The organism is Umezawaea beigongshangensis, assembly GCF_016464305.1.
Taxonomy (GTDB): domain Bacteria; phylum Actinomycetota; class Actinomycetes; order Mycobacteriales; family Pseudonocardiaceae; genus Umezawaea_A; species Umezawaea_A beigongshangensis.
In genome coordinates, this window is the sequence record NZ_JAEIOJ010000003.1 from 191721 (window position 1) to 211027 (window position 19307).

At 70.7% G+C, this 19307-nt stretch carries 17 protein-coding genes; 7 read left to right on the top strand and 10 right to left on the bottom strand.

All coding sequences use genetic code 11. From position 1 onward, the window contains the following. Positions 1-6 precede the first annotated feature (6 nt). The 4 genes from IMZ35_RS09100 to IMZ35_RS09115 form a co-directional block, all read right to left on the bottom strand. Positions 7-696 (bottom strand): SDR family oxidoreductase, encoded by a 690-nt coding sequence (locus IMZ35_RS09100; protein WP_199440544.1) that lies wholly within the window; start codon positions 694-696, stop codon positions 7-9. A 70-nt stretch (positions 697-766) separates the two neighbouring features. Beyond that, on the bottom strand, positions 767-2860 hold the full coding sequence (locus IMZ35_RS09105; RefSeq protein ID WP_199440545.1) for a PhoX family protein: 2094 nt from the start codon (positions 2858-2860) through the stop codon (positions 767-769). Positions 2861-3018: 158 nt separating this feature from the next. Beyond that, positions 3019-5046: a PhoX family protein gene (locus tag IMZ35_RS09110; RefSeq protein WP_199440546.1), complete on the bottom strand. Its 2028-nt coding sequence runs from the start codon at positions 5044-5046 to the stop codon at positions 3019-3021. A gap of 112 nt (positions 5047-5158) precedes the next feature. Then, positions 5159-5779: a DUF1345 domain-containing protein gene (locus IMZ35_RS09115; protein WP_199440547.1), complete on the bottom strand. Its 621-nt coding sequence runs from the start codon at positions 5777-5779 to the stop codon at positions 5159-5161. Between the two features lie 674 nt (positions 5780-6453). Here IMZ35_RS09115 and IMZ35_RS09120 point away from each other — a divergent pair. Next, the gene (locus IMZ35_RS09120) at positions 6454-6660 is read left to right on the top strand and encodes a hypothetical protein (protein WP_199440548.1); all 207 of its coding nucleotides are present in this window, start codon (positions 6454-6456) and stop codon (positions 6658-6660) included. 7 nt (positions 6661-6667) lie between these two features. Here IMZ35_RS09120 and IMZ35_RS09125 read toward each other — a convergent pair whose 3' ends face one another. Then, a complete protein-coding gene (locus tag IMZ35_RS09125; protein WP_199440549.1) occupies positions 6668-7450 on the bottom strand; it encodes a transposase family protein in 783 nt (260 codons plus the stop codon). 91 nt (positions 7451-7541) lie between these two features. On the opposite strand from IMZ35_RS09125, the gene IMZ35_RS09130 reads away from it, so the two are divergent. After that, entirely contained in the window at positions 7542-7775 is a 234-nt protein-coding gene (locus IMZ35_RS09130) for a hypothetical protein (RefSeq protein ID WP_199440550.1), read from the top strand. Between the two features lie 175 nt (positions 7776-7950). On the opposite strand, the gene IMZ35_RS09135 is transcribed toward IMZ35_RS09130, so the two are convergent. Next, positions 7951-8547 (bottom strand): TetR/AcrR family transcriptional regulator, encoded by a 597-nt coding sequence (locus IMZ35_RS09135; RefSeq protein ID WP_199440551.1) that lies wholly within the window; start codon positions 8545-8547, stop codon positions 7951-7953. 144 nt (positions 8548-8691) lie between these two features. Between IMZ35_RS09135 and IMZ35_RS09140 the strand changes: the two genes are divergently transcribed. Further along, positions 8692-9546, top strand: a complete 855-nt coding sequence (locus IMZ35_RS09140; protein WP_199440552.1) for an alpha/beta hydrolase — start codon at positions 8692-8694, stop codon at positions 9544-9546. 139 nt (positions 9547-9685) lie between these two features. Further along, positions 9686-10339 (top strand): HAD family hydrolase, encoded by a 654-nt coding sequence (locus IMZ35_RS09145; protein ID WP_307867879.1) that lies wholly within the window; start codon positions 9686-9688, stop codon positions 10337-10339. Positions 10340-10390: 51 nt separating this feature from the next. On the opposite strand, the gene IMZ35_RS09150 is transcribed toward IMZ35_RS09145, so the two are convergent. Next, positions 10391-11482, bottom strand: a complete 1092-nt coding sequence (locus IMZ35_RS09150; protein ID WP_199440553.1) for an inositol-3-phosphate synthase — start codon at positions 11480-11482, stop codon at positions 10391-10393. Between the two features lie 50 nt (positions 11483-11532). Next, positions 11533-12078 carry a PadR family transcriptional regulator gene (locus IMZ35_RS09155; RefSeq protein ID WP_199440554.1) on the bottom strand — a complete coding sequence of 182 codons (546 nt, stop codon included), beginning with the start codon at positions 12076-12078 and terminating at the stop codon, positions 11533-11535. A 165-nt stretch (positions 12079-12243) separates the two neighbouring features. Between IMZ35_RS09155 and IMZ35_RS09160 the strand changes: the two genes are divergently transcribed. Beyond that, complete coding sequence (locus IMZ35_RS09160; protein WP_199440555.1) at positions 12244-12648, top strand: DUF5318 domain-containing protein; 405 nt, start codon at positions 12244-12246, stop codon at positions 12646-12648. A gap of 198 nt (positions 12649-12846) precedes the next feature. On the opposite strand, the gene IMZ35_RS09165 is transcribed toward IMZ35_RS09160, so the two are convergent. Then, positions 12847-13131, bottom strand: a complete 285-nt coding sequence (locus IMZ35_RS09165; RefSeq protein ID WP_199440556.1) for a hypothetical protein — start codon at positions 13129-13131, stop codon at positions 12847-12849. A 127-nt stretch (positions 13132-13258) separates the two neighbouring features. Here IMZ35_RS09165 and IMZ35_RS09170 point away from each other — a divergent pair, with 127 nt between their 5' ends. Together IMZ35_RS09170 and IMZ35_RS09175 are read left to right on the top strand one after the other, a co-directional pair. Further along, positions 13259-15985, top strand: coding sequence for a transglycosylase domain-containing protein (locus IMZ35_RS09170; RefSeq protein ID WP_199440557.1), 2727 nt, complete (start codon positions 13259-13261; stop codon positions 15983-15985). Positions 15986-16267: 282 nt separating this feature from the next. After that, positions 16268-17866, top strand: coding sequence for a glycosyltransferase family 87 protein (locus IMZ35_RS09175; protein ID WP_199440558.1), 1599 nt, complete (start codon positions 16268-16270; stop codon positions 17864-17866). Positions 17867-17875: 9 nt separating this feature from the next. Here the strand turns inward: IMZ35_RS09175 and IMZ35_RS09180 are convergent, their stop codons facing one another. After that, positions 17876-19282, bottom strand: a complete 1407-nt coding sequence (locus IMZ35_RS09180) for a glycosyltransferase family 87 protein (protein WP_438816861.1) — start codon at positions 19280-19282, stop codon at positions 17876-17878. Positions 19283-19307: the final 25 nt, after the last annotated feature.

Genomic DNA, 19307 nt, shown 5'->3' on the forward strand with positions numbered 1-19307 from the left:
CGGGGATCAGCGGCGGTCCGGCCGGATCACGATCTCCGCCACGTGGGCGTCCTCCGTCGCCAGGACCGCCGTGCGCACCACCTCGGCCACGGACTCCGCGCGCAGGTACCGCTCGGGCTGGTAGTCGCCGGACTCCTGCTCCCGCACGCCGCGCTGCATGTCGGTGTCCACCCGGCCGGGGTGCACGGAGGTGACGCGCACGCCGGTGGTCTCCTCCTCGGCGCGCAGCGCGTCGCCGAAGGCCCGCAGCGCGAACTTCGAGGCCGCGTACACGCCCCAGCCGGGGTTGGCGCGCAGACCGGCGCCGGAGTTGATCAGCACGACGTGACCGCGGGAGTTGCGCAGCGCGGGCAGCACCAGCCGGGTCAGCTCGGCCACGGCGACGACGTTGATCTCCAGGGTGCGCCGCCACACGTCGGCGGTCGCCGAGTCGAGCGGTCCCAGCTCGGCGATGCCCGCGCTGTGCACCAGGACGTCGAGCCGGGAGATGCTCGCCGTCGCGTCGGTCAGCGCCTCGAGCGAGGTCAGCTCCACGGGCCACGGCGCGGCGTGCGGCAGGGACGAGGCCAGCTCGTCCAGCGCGGCGGCGTCACGACCTCCGAGCAGCAGCGAGTGGGTGTCCGCGAGGGCGCGCGCGACGGCCGCGCCGATCCCGCGAGAGGCACCCGTGACGAGGGCTACGGGCAGATCGGTCATGCCCGGAACCGTAGTGGCGGCCGGAACGGCGTGCAGCGGAGGCACCACCTCCGCCGCACGCCGGCACCGGTCAGCCGCAGATGCGGCCCCGGTCGGACTTCCACGCCACCACGACCGACGGGCGCGGCTGCGAGGTGCCGCCGTCCGGCCAGTGCGACAGCGGGTTGTCGGCGCTGGCGCCGGTGATCTCACCGGGGTGCTGCACCGACACGAGCACGAAGTCGTCCTCGATGATCGGGCCGCACGTCTCGGCGCCCTTCGGCACGGTGAGGAACTGCTTCACGCGCCCGCGGTAGCGGCCCTCGACCGGCACGGCGAACAGGCCGTCGTTGGAGCCGAGCGCGTTGCCGTCGGTGGAGATCCACAGGTTGCCGCTGCTGTCGAACGCGAGGTTGTCCGGGCAGGAGATCGGGCTGACCTGCGTCTTGTCGTACCCGCCGAAGTAGGTGTCCGACGTCGCCGGGTCGCCGCACACCAGCAGCAGCGTCCAGGTGAACGTGGTGGCGGTCGCGTCGTCGCGGTTCTCCCGCCACTCCAGCACGTGACCGTTGCGGTTGCCGTTGCGCGGGTTGACCTCGGTGGGGCCCTCCTTGCCCGGCTTGCCGCGGTCGGTGTTGTTGGTCAGCGCCGCGTACACCCGGCCGGTGCGGGGGCTCGCCTCGATGTCCTCGGGGCGGTCCATCTTCGTCGCGCCCACGGCGTCGGCGGCCAGGCGCGTGAAGACGTAGACCTCCTCGGCGGTGAAGCCGGGCACGAAGGACCGGTCGTCCGAAGCCAGCGCGATCCACTCGCCGCGGCCGTCGAACTCGCCGTCGGCCGGGAGCGCGCCGGTGCCGTCGATCTCGGCGGCGGGGCTGTCACCGGTGAACTTCGCGACGTACAGGGTGCCCTCGGTGAGCAGCTTCTTGTTCTGCTCGCGAGCGCGCCTGCTGCTGCCGGGGACCATCTTGTTCTTGGAGACGAACTTGTAGATGTAGTCGAACCGCTCGTCGTCGCCCAGGTACGCCACGACGCGGCCGTCGCGCGCGACGCGGATCGTGCAGCCCTCGTGCTTGAAGCGGCCGAGCGCGGTGTGCTTCACCGGGGTGGACGACGGGTCGTTCGGGTCGATCTCGACGATCCAGCCGAAGCGGTTGAACTCGTTCGGCTCCTTGGCCAGGTCGAACCGGTCGTCGAAGCGCTCCCACTTGCGCTCGGTGGTCGCGCCGGGCAGGCCGTAGCGGCGCGCGCGGGCCAGGGCGGTGGGGTCGGTGATGGCGGCGCCACCGGCGAAGTAGCCGTTGAAGTTCTCCTCGCCGGACAGGATCGTGCCCCACGGCGTCACGCCGCCGGCGCAGTTGCCGAACGTGCCGAGGACGCGGCGGCCGGTCGGGTCCGCTGACGTCCTGAGGTGCTCGCTGCCCGCCGCGGGGCCGACGACGGCGAACTCCGTCTTGACGGTGATCCGGCGGTTGTAGTGCCGGTCGACCTGCGGGATCAGCTTGCCGCTGCGGCGGTCCTTCTCGACCACGACGACGGAGAAGCCGTGCCCGGCCCAGCCGATCTCGACCTGCTCGCGGGTGGGGTTGTCCGGGTCGTAGCCGCGGTGCATGAACGACTCGGTGGTGTACTCGTGGTTCGAGCCCATCAGCCAGCGGTTCCAGCCGTCGAGCGGCACGAGCCCGCAGAAGTCGTTGTTGTAGCCGAACTGCTTCGCCTGCGCGGCGGCGGTCTGGTTGTCGAAGTCGAACGCGGGAGCGCCCGGCAGCACGGCGTCGCCCCAGCGGATGACGACGGCGGACTCGTAGCCCTCCGGGGTGACGATCCGGTCCTCGGTGTTGGGCGCGACGGCGGTGAAGTTCAGGCCGTCCCCGCGCCGTCCACCGCCCAGGTCGGCGTCGGCGTCGGACTGGCCGCGGCCGGGTGCCGCCGCGGCGGCACCGGTGCCCAGCGTGGCCGCACCGGCTCCGGCGACCGCGAGGACGGCGCCCGCCTTGAGCATCCCGCGACGGCTGACGACCTCGCGGACGACGTCGCCGAAGTAGGTGTTGTCCGAGGTGTTGGGCGCGGGGTGGGCGCAGGCGTTGGCGCAGCGGTACAGACAGGTGATCTCCGACCGCCCCAGGGGGTGGTTCGGCAGCAGCAGCGGCAGGAGCCTGCGGCCCTGATCAGCGGATGAGGACACGGATGCCTCCGAGGTCGGTCGGTGGGAACTGACCGACCGTAGGAGTGCGAATCGAGGTCCAGCGGGCGTCGAGGTGAACGGGGGACGAACACCTCGCACTACCTCTCACCCGTTAGGAGGATCGAAGATCACCTGGTCACCCGGTGTGACGCCTCGGTTCAGCCACCGATCTCGCCGGGCTGCCGCCGCCCCGGCTTCCACACCGCGACCACCGACGGCCTCGGCTGGCTCGCGCCGCCGTCCGGCCAGTGCGACGCGGGCGCGTCGGCGCTGGCCCCATCGACCTCGCCGGGGTGCTGCACGCACACCGTCACCACCCGGTCGGTGATCACCGGACCGCAGGTCTCGGCGCCGCGCGGCACCGTGAGGAACAGCGTCAGGCGACCGCGGCTCGGCCCCTCGACGGGCACGGCGTACAGGCCGTCGTTGATGCCGAGCGCGTTCGCCGAGTCGGTGGAGATCCACAGGTTGCCGCTGCTGTCGAACGCCACGTTGTCCGGGCTGGAGATCGGCGAGACCTGGTCCTTCGGGAACCCGGCGAAGTACGTGTCGGGCGACTCCGGATCGCCGCAGACCAGGAACAGGTTCCAGGAGAACGCCGTCGCGAGCGGGTCGTCGCGCCGCTCGGTCAGCTCCAGGACCTGGCCGTGCCTGTTGTTCACCCGCGGGTTCGGCTCGGTCGCGCCCTCCTTGCCCGGCTTGCCCCGGTCGACGTTGTTCGACAGGGCGCAGTAGACCTTGCCGGTGCGCGGGTGGGCCTGGACGTCCTCGGGCCGGTCCATCGTCGTCGCGTGCACGGTGTCCGCGGCCAGGCGCGTGAAGACGCAGACCTCCTCGACCGTCATGCCCGGCACGTACGACGTCGTGCCGCTGGTCAGCGGAATCCACTCGCCGGAGCCGTCGAACGCGCCGTCGGAGGGCAGCGTGCCGGAGCCGTCGATCTCCGCCGGCGGGCTGTCACCGGTGAAGCGGGCGACGTAGAGGGTGCCGTCGTCCAGCAGCGCCGAGTTGTGCCGCTTGGCGGCCCGGCTGTCGCCGGGGCGGACCCGGCCGTTGGAGACGAACTTGTAGAGGTACTCGAAGCGCTCGTCGTCACCCGAGTAGGCGACGACCCGGCCGTCGGCGGCGATCCGGACGTTGGCGCACTCGTGCTTGAAGCGGCCCAGCGCGGTGTGCTTGACCGGCGTGGAGCCGGGATCGGTCGGGTCGATCTCGACCACCCAGCCGAACCTGTTGACCTCGTTGGGCTCCTTCGCGAGGTCGAACCGGTCGTCGAAGCGCTCCCACCTGCGGGTCGTGGCTCCGCCGACGACGCCGTAGCGGGTCAGCCGCGGGTCGGCGCGGGTCTCGGCGTTGGCGAAGTACTGGTTGAAGTTCTCCTCGCCGGACAGGATCGTGCCCCACGGCGTCACACCGCCCGCGCAGTTGTTCAGCGTGCCGAGCACCCGCCTGCCGGTGGGGTCCGCGGTGGTCCTCAGCAGGTCGCTGCCCGCGGCCGGGCCGCGCACCTCGAACGGCGTGCGCGCGGTGATGCGGCGGTTGTAGCGGCTGAAGCCCGGCTTCAGCGCGCCCGTGGAGCGGTCGCGGGCGACCCGCACGACCGACAGGCCGTGCGCCGCCCACGCGACGCGCACCTGCTCCTCGGTCGGGTTCGCGGCGTCGTAGCCGCGGAACATGAACGTCTCCGAGGTGTACTCGTGGTTGGTGACCAGCAGGTTCGTCAGGCCGAGGTGGTCGAGCGGCAGCAGGGCGGCGAAGTCGCAGTTGTAGCCGAACTGGCGCTCCTGGGCCTGCGCGGTCTGCTGGTCGAAGTCGAACTCCGGAGCACCGGGGAAGATCGGATCGCCCCAGCGGATGACGACGGCCTGCTCGTAGCCCTCCGGCACGACGACGGCGTCCAGCGTGTTGGGCGCGACGGGCGGGAAGTTCAGCCCGCGCGGCGCGCTCCGCTCCTCCGCGGCAGCGGCACCACCGCCCGCGCCGACGGCCAGCGCGACGACCGCACCCGCTCTGAGGGCGGTGCGGCGGCTGATCATCTCGCCGATCACGTCGCCGAGGTAGGCGTTGCCCGAGGTGTTGGGGACGTCGTGGAAGCACGCGTCACCGCAGCGGTACTCGCAGGTGACCGCGGCACGGCCGGGGGTGTGCGGAGGCAGCAGCGGGAGCGGAACGCGGGGAGTGGCCAACGGGAACGCCTCCTGCGGTCGGTGGGGTCTCCACCGACCGTAGGCCGACGTTCACCGGTTGTTAACCCTCCGGTCGTCGACGAGCACGCCGCCCGGAGAGTGCCGGAGCCGCTCAGTTCCCGCTGATCACGCCGACCGCGATGCCGAGCGTGGCGGTGTTGTAGATGAACGAGAGCACGCCGTGCGCCAGGATGCGCAGCCGGATGCCGGAGGTCCGGGACTCGACGTCGGACACCGCGAACGTCGTGCCCACGGTGAACGAGAAGTACGTGAAGTCGATGAACGACGGGTGCTCGGTGTTGGGGAACACCAGCAGCTTCTCCGGCAGGGCGGCGTAGTACGCCTGGGCGTAGCGCTCGGCGTAGCCGAAGTGCAGGATCGCCCACGCCAGCAGGACGGCGGGCACGGCGACGAGCTTGGCCAGCACCTCCGTGGTGTCGCCCTTGTCGGTGAGCACGATGGTCAGGCCAGCCGTGATCCCGATGATGCTGGTGATCAGGGTGAACAGGGTGCCGACGCGGCGGCCGAGCGCGGCCCGGACCCACGCGCCCTGGTCGTCGCTCACCCGCTTGGCCCTCCGCAGGCGGGTGATGCGGACGGCCAGGTAGACGACGGCGAACAGGTCCCAGATCGTGATCCACGAGATGTCTTCGGAGAGGCAGATCGGAACGCCGAGCAGGATGAGCGCGCCCTCCAGGGTCCGGGCGAGCACGAGTGACGGGCTGAAGCGCATGACGTTCCTTCACGGGATGGGCACGGATTTCGCTGTCGGTCGCCCCGCCGCGTTCGCACTGCCCGAGGCGTGGCTCCACCCGTGGCGTGCGGCACGACTGCTCGGGGTCGGCGACGTCGGTGACAATAAGGCCTCGTCAGACCCCGACGTGCCCCCGAGGCAGGAAATGGTGCCCTTTTGTCGGCCGACCGTTTTTCCGTGCCGTGCAGCGGTGAGATTCCCGAGCGGTGGAACTCGGCGCGTCGCTCGCACCGATCCGACGTGGCTGACCGGGAACTCGTTCCGCCGGAGGCGATCTGCCGCGCCCGGCCGCGCTGCGACGCGCAGGGCGTCGACGAGCCCTGCGTCGCCGAGGAGCACCGACTCGGTCGTGCGCAGATCACACGACGAACCGACCGGCAACCCCTGAGGAAACCTCGGCGTTCATTGCTCTGCCGAGTGATTCGGCCACCAGAACCGGCAGAACGGCAGCGACGAGCCGCCCCGGAACGTCTCACGGCCATCGTGCGGGCTGCGCTTCTCCACCACCTGCGCAGCTCACCCGACAAAGCCGTCCCTCCCGTCGGCCGAATTGGAGGTGGCAGGTCCGCGTGAAAGCGGACATTAGGATGGGGGCCACCCACCTGCTGAGGCACGACGAAGCCCGGTGGGCGAGGAAGAACGGGAGTCGAAGCATGATGCTCGCTCACCACTTGACCGTCGCACAGTGGTGGATGGTCGCAGGCGCCGTCGCCGCACTGACGCCCCTGGCGATGTACTACCTCACCAGAAACCTGAAGGCCGCTCTGTACGGCGTGCTGATTCCGCTGGCCGGCTGGGGCGCTTTGGCGGGTACCGTGCACGGAGATCACGCCGCGATCGAATCCCTGGTCATGTACTGAGCCTTTTTCATCGTGGTTGGCGGCGGGTCTCGACGTGGTGCAGGACGAGGACGGCGGCGACGATCGCGGTGGCTCGGCGTGGGCAGCAGCGCAGCTTGGCCAGGACTTTCCAGCCTTTGAGCAGTGACACGGCGCGTTCGCCGAGGGCACGGATGCGGGCGTGAGCACGGTTGACCGCCTTCTGACCGTGTGACAGCCGTGGTCGTGCGGCGTGGCGCTTGAACGGAGTGCGCACCGTTCCGCCCGCACCTTGGTACGCCTTGTCGGCGAACGTCGTGACCTCGTGGGCGGTCAGCATTTCGACCAGGCCGTGTGTGCGGGCCGCGGTCAGGTCGTGCACGGCCCCGGGCAGTGCCGCCGAGGCCCACACCAGCCGACCCGCCGGGTCGGCGAGGACTTGGACGTTGACGCCGTGGCGATGGTGCTTGCCCGAGTAATACGGCTTCTGGTCGGCGACGCGGTCGATCGGGACCAGCGTGCCGTCCAGGATCGCGTAGGCCAGGCGGGCGACACGTCCACCGACGGCGTGGAGATCGTCGGTCAGACCGGCGAGGAGGTCCACCGCTTCCCGGACGTAGCGCCAGGCGGTGCTGCGGGAGATGCCGAACCCGGCGGCCAGGCGGGCGTGGGTGTCGCCATTGCGCAGATGGGCGAGTACGAGCAGCGCTTGGCGGCCGGGATCGAGACGCCGCCAGCGCGATCGACGTCGCACGCGCTCGGCGCGGATGAGATCGCCCAGGCGGACGAGGGTGTGGTTAGACAGCGGAATCGCGGCAGGGTAAGACAGCACGGCGAGGCTCCCGGTTGGGGCATCGGATCTTGGTCGACTGCTGTCTTACCGGGAGCCTCGCCCACCGCGCTCCCACCGCTCAGTCTGAGCCGTGACCTGCGACGTCACGATGAAAAAGGCTCACTGCAGCGCCATGCTCGGCTTCCTGGGGGCACTGGTGGCACTGCGGGGCGAGGTGGTGAAGAACATAGCGTGGGAAGAGGCCGCAGCACAGAACGAGGAAGTGAAAGGCGCGGCGTACGAGATCCCGAAGTGGAAGATCTACGTCATCACGCTGGTGGCGCTGACGTCGGCGTTAGTCGCCGTGTTCGTGCTGCTGGACTAGTACTGCGACGACACTCGGCGATCAGGGGTGGAGCTCGTTGCCCGGCGACGGGATCAGCCCGTCGAGGTCGGTCCGGGGTGCCCTTCTTCGCGATGCGGAAGCACTCCTCGATCGCCCGCCGCGCCCCGGCGACCCCGGTGCCGATGCGCTGACACCGCATCGCAGCACTGCCTGCTCAAGGCCCGGGACGTGTCCGTGGAACGGGTTGGCCACCTCTCATGCGCAGGATCAGGGCGACCGCGTCCTCCGAGTGGGCCGCCGGGGTCAGGACCTCCTGGAGGAGCAGGCCACGGATCGCGGCGATGGTGACGGAGGCCGTGGTCAGCGCTTCCTCGGCGTCGACCCCCTCGCGTTCCGCGAGCGAGGCCAGAACCCCGGTCAGGTCGCCGAGCGAGTCGATGAACTCGCGAAAGCTCTCCGGGTCGTACGCGGCCAGACCCACGACGTGGAAGAAGCCGCGGACGCGCGACAGCTGCTCGGGTCGGGTGTAGGTCCGCCAGATCGCCACGACGAGGTCGTCGAAGGTGCTCTGCTGGGCGGCCTCGACGAGCGCCTCGTTGTCCCGAGATCGCTGCGCCCCGAGCACGGCCGCCAACACGCCCGAGAGCGACCCGAAGTGGTACCGCAGGAGGGCGTGGCTGGTCCCGGTCCGGGCGGCGATCTCGCGGAGCGACACCCCCGGTGGGGGAAGGGCCTCGCCGAAGGTGTCGAGAAGCCGCGCCAGGAGACGCTCGCGCGCGTCGCCGGTGCGTTCCGTGCTTGACAAGGCCACTCCCACAGTTTATCCATTGGAAAAGACTGACGGCAACACAGCGCTTCGACCACGGTGGCAACCCGTTCGAAGATCCGAAGCTCTCCGCCGACCCGTCAACGCCGTACTCGTCGTCCGAGCCGGACGTGTTGTGAAGGACCTCCGATGAGCACCATGTGGCACGGCTGCCTCGCCGACACCGACTACTTCGAGATGCGCTCCAGCGGCGGGCGCGACTACGGCGTCTGGGTCACCACGCCACCGGGCTACGACCCCGCCACGACGCGAGCGCCTGCCGTGTACGTGCTCGACGGCAACTGGGCCGTGGGCTTGACGGCTCCGCTCATCGTCACCCAGGTGGACCCCGTGCAGCGGATACAGCCCTACGTCCAGGTCAGCGTCGGCTACGCGGGCGAGGACGCACAGCACTGGGACCGGCTGCGCAACCGAGATCTCGTGCCCCCCGGTGAGCCCCTCGCCGAGGAGGTCGTCGACGCCGTCGAGGCGGGAGTTCGAGCGGGCGCGAGGACACGCGAGGAAGCCGACGCCTACCTCGCCGAACTGCGCGACACCCGCGCCGACGCGTTCCTGCGCTTCCTCACCGCGGAACTGCACCCGCGGATCGAACGCGACCACGGCACGGCCACGAGCGGCCACGGCCTCTTCGGCTACTCCTACGGCGGCCTCTTCAGCCTCTACACCTGGCTCACCGGCAACACGCTCTTCGAGAGCATCGGAGCGGGCAGCCCCGGCGTCACCGGTGAGGACAGTCAGATCTTCGCCCAGCTCCAGGAGGTGGGCGACAGGCAGCACGCCACCAAGCTGCACGTGACCCTCAACGAGCGAGAGCTGCTCGGCGACCTGGCCGTCTACCAGAACATCACGAAGAACACGGCCACCGTCCTGCACCGCCTCACCTCGCGCGGCGGAACCGTCACCAGTGCGGTCCTGCGCGAAACACACGTGACCGGCCTGCAGGCGTCGTTCCTCAGCTACCTCAGGACCTGCCGGGCCCGATGAGCGTCGCCACGAGCGCTGCCCTCCGCGGTCGCGGCGATCTCCGGCCGACGTCCTCGGGGCGCCCGCCGGACTTCGCTCGGCCGTCCTGACGTGCTGCTCGGGTTCCCCGAGCGCAACGCGTCGCGGGTACGGTCGTGGGGTGGACGCGTTCGAAGCGGTGGTGTTCGACCTCGACGGTGTGCTCGTGGACTCCGAGCGGATCTGGGACGAGGTGCGGCAGGCGTTCGCGGCCGAGCACGGCGGCACGTGGCTGCCCGACTCGACCAGGGCGATGCAGGGCATGAGCACGCCGGAGTGGGCCTCCTACCTCGTGGAGCAGGTCGGCGTGCGGCTGTCGCCCGAGGAGGTGGCCTCCGGCGTGGTGGCCGAGATGACCCGGCGCTACGAGGCCGGGCCGCCGGTGCTGCCCGGCGCGGTGGACACCGTCCGCGGGGTCGCGGAGCTGTGCCCGGTGGCCATCGCGAGTTCGTCGCCACCGGCGCTGATCCGGGCGTTCCTGGAGGCGACGGGGCTGACCGACGTCGTGCGGGTCGCGCTGTCGAGCGAGCAGGCGGGAGCGGGCAAGCCCGCGCCGGACGTGTACCTGGCGGCGGCGCGCGAGCTGGACGTGGACCCGACGCGGTGCGCGGCGGTGGAGGACTCCACCAACGGCCTGCGCTCGGCGCTCGCGGCGGGGATGACCGTGTTCGCCGTCCCCAACCCGCACTTCCCGCCGGACCCGACCGTGCTCGCGCGGGTGGCCGTCCTCAGCGACCTGACGAACCTCCCGGCCGCCGTGCAGGGCAGGGCCTGATCACGCGCGAACGGCCCGCGGCGCGTGCCGCGGGCCGTTCGCGCGTCCGGGTCAGCGCTCCACGTCACCGCGGATGAACGCCTCCACGGCGTCGCGCGCCGTGCTGTCGTCGTACTGCTCCGGCGGGGACTTCATGAAGTACGAGGACGCCGACAGGATCGGGCCGCCGATGCTCCGGTCCAGGGCGATCTTCGCCGCGCGGACGGCGTCGATGATGATGCCGGCGGAGTTGGGCGAGTCCCAGACCTCCAGCTTGTACTCCAGGTTCAGCGGCACGTCGCCGAACGCGCGGCCCTCCAGGCGCACGTAGGCCCACTTGCGGTCGTCGAGCCACGCCACGTAGTCCGACGGTCCGATGTGGATGTTGCGCTTGCCCAGGTCGCGGTCGATCTGCGAGGTGACGGACTGCGTCTTGGAGACCTTCTTCGACTCCAGGCGCTCCAGTTCCTTCATGTTGAGGAAGTCCATGTTGCCGCCCACGTTGAGCTGCATGGTGCGGTCGAGCTGGACGCCGCGGTCCTCGAAGAGCTTCGCCAGCACGCGGTGCGTGATGGTCGCGCCGACCTGCGACTTGATGTCGTCGCCGACGATCGGCACGCCGGCCGCGCGGAACTTCTCCGCCCACTCCGGGTCGGAGGCGATGAACACCGGCAGGGCGTTGACGAAGCCCACGCCCGCGTCGATCGCGGCCTGCGCGTAGAAGCGGTCGGCCTCCTCCGAGCCCACCGGCAGGTAGGACACCAGCACGTCGACCTCGGCCTCGCGCAGGGCGGCGACGACGTCCACCGGCTCGGCGTCGGACTCCTCGATCGTCTCGCGGTAGAACTTGCCCAGACCGTCGAAGGTGTGGCCCCGCTGCACGGTCACGCCCAGCGGCGGCACGTCCGCGATCTTGATCGTGTTGTTCTCGCTGGCGCCGATGGCGTCCGCGAGGTCCTGGCCGACCTTCTTCGCGTCGACGTCGAACGCCGCGACGAACTCGACGTCCCGCACGTGGTAGTCGCCGAACTGGACGTGCATCAAGCCGGGCACCCTGGTGCTGGCGTCGGCGTCGCGGTAGTACTGCACGCCCTGCACCAGCGACGCCGCGCAGTTGCCAACCCCGACAATGGCCACCCGTACGGTGCGGCGATTCGCGCCCATGCCGAGTCCTCCTTCTGGTTCTTCGGTCGTTGTGCTCGTGGGATCCGACGTCATGCGTCCTTCTCCCGCTGTTCGGCCTGCTCGTGCGCGATCAGCTCGTTGAGCCAGCGCACCTCGCGCTCGGACGTCTCCAGCCCCAACCGGTGCAGCTCGCGCGTGTAGCGGTCGATCCGCTCACCGGTGTCGGACAGGGTCGTGCGCAGCCCCTCCCGCCGTTCCTCCACGCGCCTCCGCCGGCCCTCCAGGATGCGCATCCTGATCTCGGCCGGCGTGCGGGAGAAGAAGGCGAGGTGAACCCCGAAGGAGTCGTCGTCCCAGGTCTGGGGGCCCGCGTCGGCGAGCAGGTCGGCGAACCGCTCCTTGCCCTCGACGGTGAGCCCGTAGACCTTCTTCGCGCGCCGCCCCCACGCGGGAGCGACCTCCTCCGGCTCCCGCTCCACGATCAGGCCCTCGCGCTGGAGCCGTCGCAGAGTCGGGTAGAGCGTCCCGAACGAGAACGCCCGGAACGCGCCCAGCAGCTCGTGGAGCCGCTTGCGCAGCTCGTAGCCGTGCATCGGAGCCTCGTGCAGCAGGCCGAGGATTGCGAGTTCGAGCACGAGATCACCTCCCCGCACGTAAGCCGATGGGTGTGGTCACTATATCGGCCCGATACATCGGCCGCCCCCTGTCGTTGTGGGATGTCGCACACCCCTATACCCGGTCGGGGCATGCTGCCCTGAACGGCCCATCGGTCCGGCACGCACGCCACGTACGCTGGTCGCGTGTTGGACCAACGGCAGGTCGTCGACTACGCGTTGCAGCGCAGAGCGCTGCTCGCGGAGGTCCACGCGGGTCGGGTCGGCACCACGGAGGTGTGCGACGCCAGCCCGTACCTGTTGCGAGCTGCGAAGTTCCACGGCCAGCCGAGCGACGTGACGTGCCCGGTCTGCCGCAAGGAGCCGCTCACCCAGGTGTCGTGGGTCTACGGTGACGAGCTCAAGCACGCCGCTGGTTCGGCGCGCACCGCCGAGGAACTCGCACGGATGGCGAACCACTTCGATGAGTTCACCGTCTACGTTGTTGAGGTTTGCCGCACATGCAGTTGGAACCACCTGGTGCAGTCGTACGTCCTGGGAAAGCGCGGCGTGAACGCCGACAAGCCGCGCAGGAGGACCGCGGCGGAGTGAGGACGCTCCGCTCGCCGGCGTCGCGAACGACGCCACCCGCGACGTTCGACCACCTCACCGCGCGCTGCCGCGCGCCGGTCCGGGAGGCCATTTCGTGAACGACCAGCATGACGACAGGCACCGTGGCGGGGAGCCGCAGTGGCCGACGGGTGAGGACCCCGACGGCGACTCGCGCCCCACGCGCTCCGGAGCTCGGAATCAGCCGGAGGAACGAACCGGCTTCTGGAGCCCCCTGTGGGACGACCAGGACGACGGGCCGGGACGGGAGGCCGCCGCCCGGCCGCCCGGCGGGTCCACCCCGCCGAGCACGCCACCGGGTGGAACCCCGGCGCCCGCGTCCGGCTCGCGTCCGGCGAAGCCGGGTTCCGCCCCCGGCGAACCGCCTGCGGCTCCCACCTCGGTGATGCCCGTTCCGATCGCGCAGCCCCCGGCGGCCACGTCCCCGGCGGCCACGTCCCCGACGGCCACGTCCCCGGCGGCCACGTCCCCGACCGGGCAGCCCCCGACGGCCAAGATCTCGGCGGCTGAGCTCTCGGCAGCCCGATCGTCGGCAGCCCAGGCACCGACAGCGCAGGCACCCGCAGCGCAGGCACCGGCAGCCCAGGCACCGGTGACCCCCGCCGAGCAGAACACCGAGCAGCTCCGGGTGCCCGGAGCCCGCCGGGCGGGCACGAACGGCGCGAAGTCCGACGACACCGTCGTCGTGCCCAAGATCGCGCCGTCCGACCTGCCCCCGCCCCCGCAGACGGCGAAGACGCCCGTGAACGGCGCGTCCGGCCAGCGTCCCCACACCCCGCCCGCCGGTGCGCGCAGGTCCGGTGACGTGGCCGGCGCCCTCGGAGCAGGCGCGCTCGGTGCCGCGGGAGCGGGTGCCGCGTCACCGGCCGGTGGCCGTCCGCCCGTGTCCGGCGGCCCCTCCGGTCCCGGTGGACCGCGTCGCCCCGGAGGCCCCTCGGCCCCCGCCCAGCGCCGCAACTCCTCGGAGGAGGCGACCGAGTTCATCGCGCCGGTCGGCCAGCCGCAGACCAAGCGCGAACCCGACCTGCTGACGCACCGCGAGCCCGGTGAGCAGGTCCAGGACTTCCACACCGAGGGCCGGGGCGACCAGCGGGCTCACCACGACGGTGGTCATCACGACGGTGGTCATCACAACGGTGGTCACCCCGATCCGGACGAGAGCGCCGTGCGCAAGAAGAGGATCTGGCGTCGTGTGCGGCGCACCGGGTACGTGCTCGCGGGCCTGATGGTCCTCGGACCGGTCGTGGCGTTCGCCATCGCCTACCAGATCGTCGACGTCCCGAACCCCGCGCTGGTGGCGGCCGACCAGAACAAGGTCGTCACGCTCTACTACTCGACCGGCGAGGAGATGGCGAAGGTCGCGCCGCCCGGCGCGAACCGCTCCCCGATCGAGTACGAGGACCTCACCGATCCGGTGAAGAAGGCCGTGTTCGCGGCGGAGGACTCGTCGTTCGAGACGAACCCCGGCTTCGACGCCAGGGCGATCCTGCGCGCGGTGAAGATCCAGGTCACCGGTGGCGACAGCGGTGGTTCCGGTCTGACGCAGCAGTACGTCAAGCAGGCCACCGACAACGACCAGGGCACGCTCAGCCGCAAGTTCACCGAGGTCGTCACGGCCTACAAGATGAACAAGCAGCAGAGCAAGGCGGAGATCCTCACCGCCTACCTGAACACCATCTACTTCGGGCGCGGCGCCTACGGCATCCAGGCGGCGTCGGACGTCTTCTTCAAGAAGCCTCTCGCCGACCTCTCCCACTCCGAGGCCGCGCTGCTGGCGGGCCTCATCCAGAACCCCGGCAACTCGGAGGACTCCGAGTACGCGAAGAGCCGCTGGACCTACGTGATGGGCGAGCTGGAGAAGAACGGCTGGATCTCGGCCGAGGACCGCGCGAACGCCCAGTACCCCACGCCGGTGGAACTCGTCGAGGGCAACCCGTACGGCCTGGACGGCACCAGGGCCTACATCCAGACCCAGATCTACGACGAGATGGAAGATCCCGAGAAGGGAATCGGGATCAGCGCCGAGAGGGCGCAGAAGGACGGCCTGAAGATCTACACGACCATCGACCCGAAGGCCCAGACGGCGGCCGAGCAGGCGGTGGACGAGGTCATGTCGGGCGAGCCCGAGCAGCTGCGCACGTCCCTGAGCGCGATCAACCCGCGCACCGGTGGCGTGGTGGCCTACTGGGCGGGCCGGGACGGCACCGGACTGGACTACGCCAGGGGCGTGCTCCAGGAGCCCGGCTCGTCGTTCAAGCCGTTCGACCTGGTGGCAGCGCTGCAGAAGGGCGAGGGCCTCGGCGAGGTCTACGACGGCAGCTCGGGCCGGCAGTTCGGCGAAGTCAAGGTCAACAACGCCGCCGGTGTCACGTGCGTCGACCCCTGCACCGTGCGCCAGGCGATGCTGAAGTCGGTCAACACCGTGTTCACCGACATGGCGGTCAACCGCGTCGGCACCCAGGCCGTGGCGAACGCCGCGCACCAGGCGGGCATCCCCGAGGCGGCGAACGGCAAGAAGCTCCTGGTCGGAGCGGACGGCGGCGTCCCGGACGGCAACATCGCGATCGGCGGCGGCACGACCGTGGTCCGGCCGTTCGACATGGCGGCGGCGTACGCGACGTTCGCGGCGGACGGCGTGCGGCGCGAGCCGTACTTCATCGAGAAGATCGAGAGCCCGGTCGGCCTGGTCTTCCAGCACGAGGACCGGGCGACGGTCGCGTTCGACGCCGACCCGGAGAAGAGCAAGGACATCGCCTACAACGTCACCGAGTCGCTCAAGGGCATCCCGGCCAACTCGAAGATCCCCTGCGCGGCCAACCGCGAGTGCGCCGGCAAGACCGGCACGCACGAGCTCGCGGGCAGCACGATCGAGAACTCGAAGGCGTGGATGGTCGGCTACACCCCCTCGCTGTCGGCGTCGGTGTGGGTCGGCACGGACGAGCTCCAGGCCATCCGCAACGCAGCCGGCAAGCCGATCTTCGGCAGCGGCCTGCCGGGCCAGATCTGGCAGAAGTTCATGGACAAGACGCTCGCCGGCACGCCGGTGGAGAAGTTCACCAAGGGCAAGCCGATCGGCAAGTTCGCCGACCCGACGCCCACCCAGCCCAGGCCGACCACCTCGTCCAGGAAGAAGGACAAGGACGACGACAAGAAGCCTCCGTCGAGCCAGCAGCAGCCGTCCCCGCCCACCCGCGGTGACGACGACGAGGAGGAGACCTCCACCTCCTCGGCGGCCCCGACGACGAGGTGCCGTCCACTGCAGCAGTGCCAGACGCAGACGAACAACGGGCAGCAGAACAGCATCGGAGAAGGCGGCTGACCGCTCGCTCCGCAGGAGGCCCGGCACCGTTGGTGCCGGGCCTCCTGCACTTCTGCACGAACGGCGCGGTGCTCAGAAGCGCGCCACCGGTCGAGAGATCCACCGCTGCGACGATCGGGCTCCTTCACGGGCCACACAGCGCGATCCGTGTCGCGACCTGCGCCACGGGACGAGTTCACGCGTCTGCGCCGACCGTCGCGGGCGGGAGCGCGAGCGGCACTCCCGCCCGCGACGCGGCCCGGTTGACCACCGCCCCACCGCGCGCCCCGTAGCATCCGGCGGGTGTCCAGCCCTTCGGAGACGCCAGCGGCGCACAAGTCGGCCGACCAGTCGTCGGTCCACGACACCGACTCGCTCGGCCCGGGCGAGCGGGTCGTGCCCACGTGGACCGAGTCGCTCGCCAAGCACGCCAGCCGTCCGTTCGGCGGACCGCTGGGCAGACACGCCGTGATCGGCCGGCACTGGTTCTGGTCGCCGATGCGGGTCGTGCTGCTGCTGACGCTGGTGGTGCTGGCCCTCGGGTGGTTGCAGAAGTCGCCGTGCGTCCAGCAGTACACCGACGCCAACGGTGTCGTGCAGCTCGACTGGCGCGGCAACAAGCAGTTCACCGCGCTCTGCTACTCCGACACGGTGCCGCTCTACACCGCCGAGCGGCTCGACCAGCCCGACACGTTCCCGTACCGCACGTCGTGGATCGACGACCAGGGCAAGCCGACCGAGCACGTCAGGTACATGGAGTACCCGGTGCTCACCGGCATGTTCCAGTGGTTCAACGCCAAGCTCGCCCAGGGCTGGGTCCAGATCGCCAGCAGCGGCTGGCTGCCCACGGCGATGACGGTCATCGTGTACTTCGACATCACGGCGCTGTGGCTCGGGCTGGCCTGGCTCGTCACGGCGTGGGCGGTGGCGCGCATCGCGCGGCGCCGGGTGTGGGACGCGGCGATCGTCGCCCTGTCGCCGCTGGTGGTCGTGCACGCGTTCACGAACTTCGACACGCTCGCCACGGCGTTCGCCACCGGCGGCATGCTGGCCTGGGCGCGGCGCAGGCCCGTGCTGGCCGGGGTGCTCCTCGGACTGGGCGGCGCGGCGAAGCTGTACCCGCTGTTCCTGCTCGGTCCGCTCCTGCTGCTGTGCTGGCGCTCCGACCGGCTGAGCGACGGCCTGCGGACGCTGCTGGCCGCGGTCGGCACGTGGATCGCGGTGAACCTGCCGATCGCGCTGGTGTACCAGCCGGGCTGGCGCGAGTTCTTCCGGCTCAACACCGAGCGCAACGCCGACCCCGACTCGCTCTACAACGTGGTCTCGCACTTCACCGGCTGGCCCGGCTTCGACCCCGGACTCGCGCCGGGGCAGGCGCCGGAGGTGCTGAACACGGTGAGCGCGGTGCTGTTCGCCGTGCTGTGCCTGGTCATCGGCTGGGTGGCCGTGTCGGCGCCGACCCGGCCGCGGTTCGCGCAGCTCGCCTTCCTCCTGGTGGCGGCGTTCCTGCTGACCAACAAGGTGTGGAGCCCGCAGTACTCGCTGTGGCTGGTGCCGCTCGCCGTGCTCGCGCTGCCGCGCTGGAAGCTGCTGCTGGCGTGGATGACGATCGACGCGCTGGTGTGGGTGCCGCGGATGTTCTACTACCTCGGCGTCGACGACAAGGGTCTGCCCGCGGACTGGTTCCTCGGCACGGTGGTGGTGCGCGACCTGGCCGTGATCGGTCTGTGCGCGCTGATCGTGCGGGAGATCTACCGGCCGGACCTGGACCTGGTCCGGCGCGCGGGCGACGACGACCCCGCCGGTGGCTCGTTCGACGGTGCCCCCGACGTGCGGACGCTGCGCGGCTCGACGCCGCGGCACCGGGCACCGGTCACCGCCACCGCCACCGCGGGCGAGTAGCGGGCCGGGTCAGCTCGTTCCGGCGACCGCGGCCGGCCTGCGGCGCGGTGGCGCACCGGGCTCCACGGCGTCGTCCGCCGTGGAGCGCGCCTTCAGGAACACGAAGAACAGCGCCACGAGCAGCGCGGCCCTCCCCCACACGCCGATCATCACGGCCTGCGCGGAGAAGCTGTCGTAGATGCTGGCCTTCTCGCCGAACTCGATCGCGTAGTACCAGCGGAAGATGCCGATGCCCATCGCCAGGTCGGCGAGGAAGTAGACGAACGCCCAGGTCAGCGGGATGCGCAGCAGCACGAACATCGGCACCAGCCACAGCGTGTACTGCGGCGAGTGGACCTTGTGCAGGAGCATGAACCCGCACAGCATGGCCGCGGACACCGCGACCCACGGGTACGTGCCCTCGCGCTGGTAGCGACGCCAGCCCAGCCACGCGGCCAGCACGAACGAGGCCACGACCAGCACCGGGGACAGCACCCCGGCGAAGGACTGCATGGCGTCCTCGGTCATCGCCGGACGCAGGCCCCAGTACCAGACGGAGTTGGTGGTGATGTCCACCCGGCGCAGCTGCTGGAACGTGAACGAGGCCCGCCAGCCGTCGTAGCCCAGCACCGCGAACGGCAGGTTCACCACGACGACCGTCAGCATCGACACCACGGCGACCCTGACCGCGCCCGCGACGTCGAACCGCTTGCCCTCGGGCAGGTGGCGACCGCCGGGACCGCCGGTGAGGACGTAGAGCATCAGCGGTAGCACGAAGATCGCCGGGTAGAGCTTGAACGCGAACCCGAGGCCCAGCAGCACCGAGGACACCACGGCGCGGTCGATCAGCGGCCGGTCGGCGCCCCGGCGGCCCCAGCCGCGGTGCAGCACGTACACGGCGGCCACGGCGCACAGCACGACCGGCAGGTCCCAGTTGTGGAACGCGTACAGCACGAGCGGGGGGCCGATCGCCCACAGCAGCGCCCGCCAGCGCGACAGCGTGCCCAGCAGCCACGCCGTCGCCAGCCCGAACGGGGTCATGATCAGCGAGCTGAACAGCAGGAACGCCGCGTCGTCCGAGGCGAAGATCGCGCCGGCCCAGATCATCACGCCGGTGAGGACCGGGTACTCCACGGTGCCGCCGACGAGGACACCGTTGTCGTCGATCCCGCCGTGCACGTACGGGAAGACGTGGCGGTCGACGTCGCGGCCGATCCACAGGTGCTGGATGTCCGAGTAGCAGACCTCCTGCTTGTTGCGCTGCTCGTAGTCGGGCTGGCTGCGGCCCCACTGGTCGAACTGCGGCCCCGTGCAGCGGTCCTTGTTCGCGAACCCGATCAGCAGGGTGAGACCGCACAGCAGGACCAGCAGCGCCAGCGCGCCGCGTCCGAAGCGGGCGCTCGCCCGCGTGGACGGCGCTCGGGCGTCGTCGGGCACCGCGATCTCCGCTTCGGTCTTCACC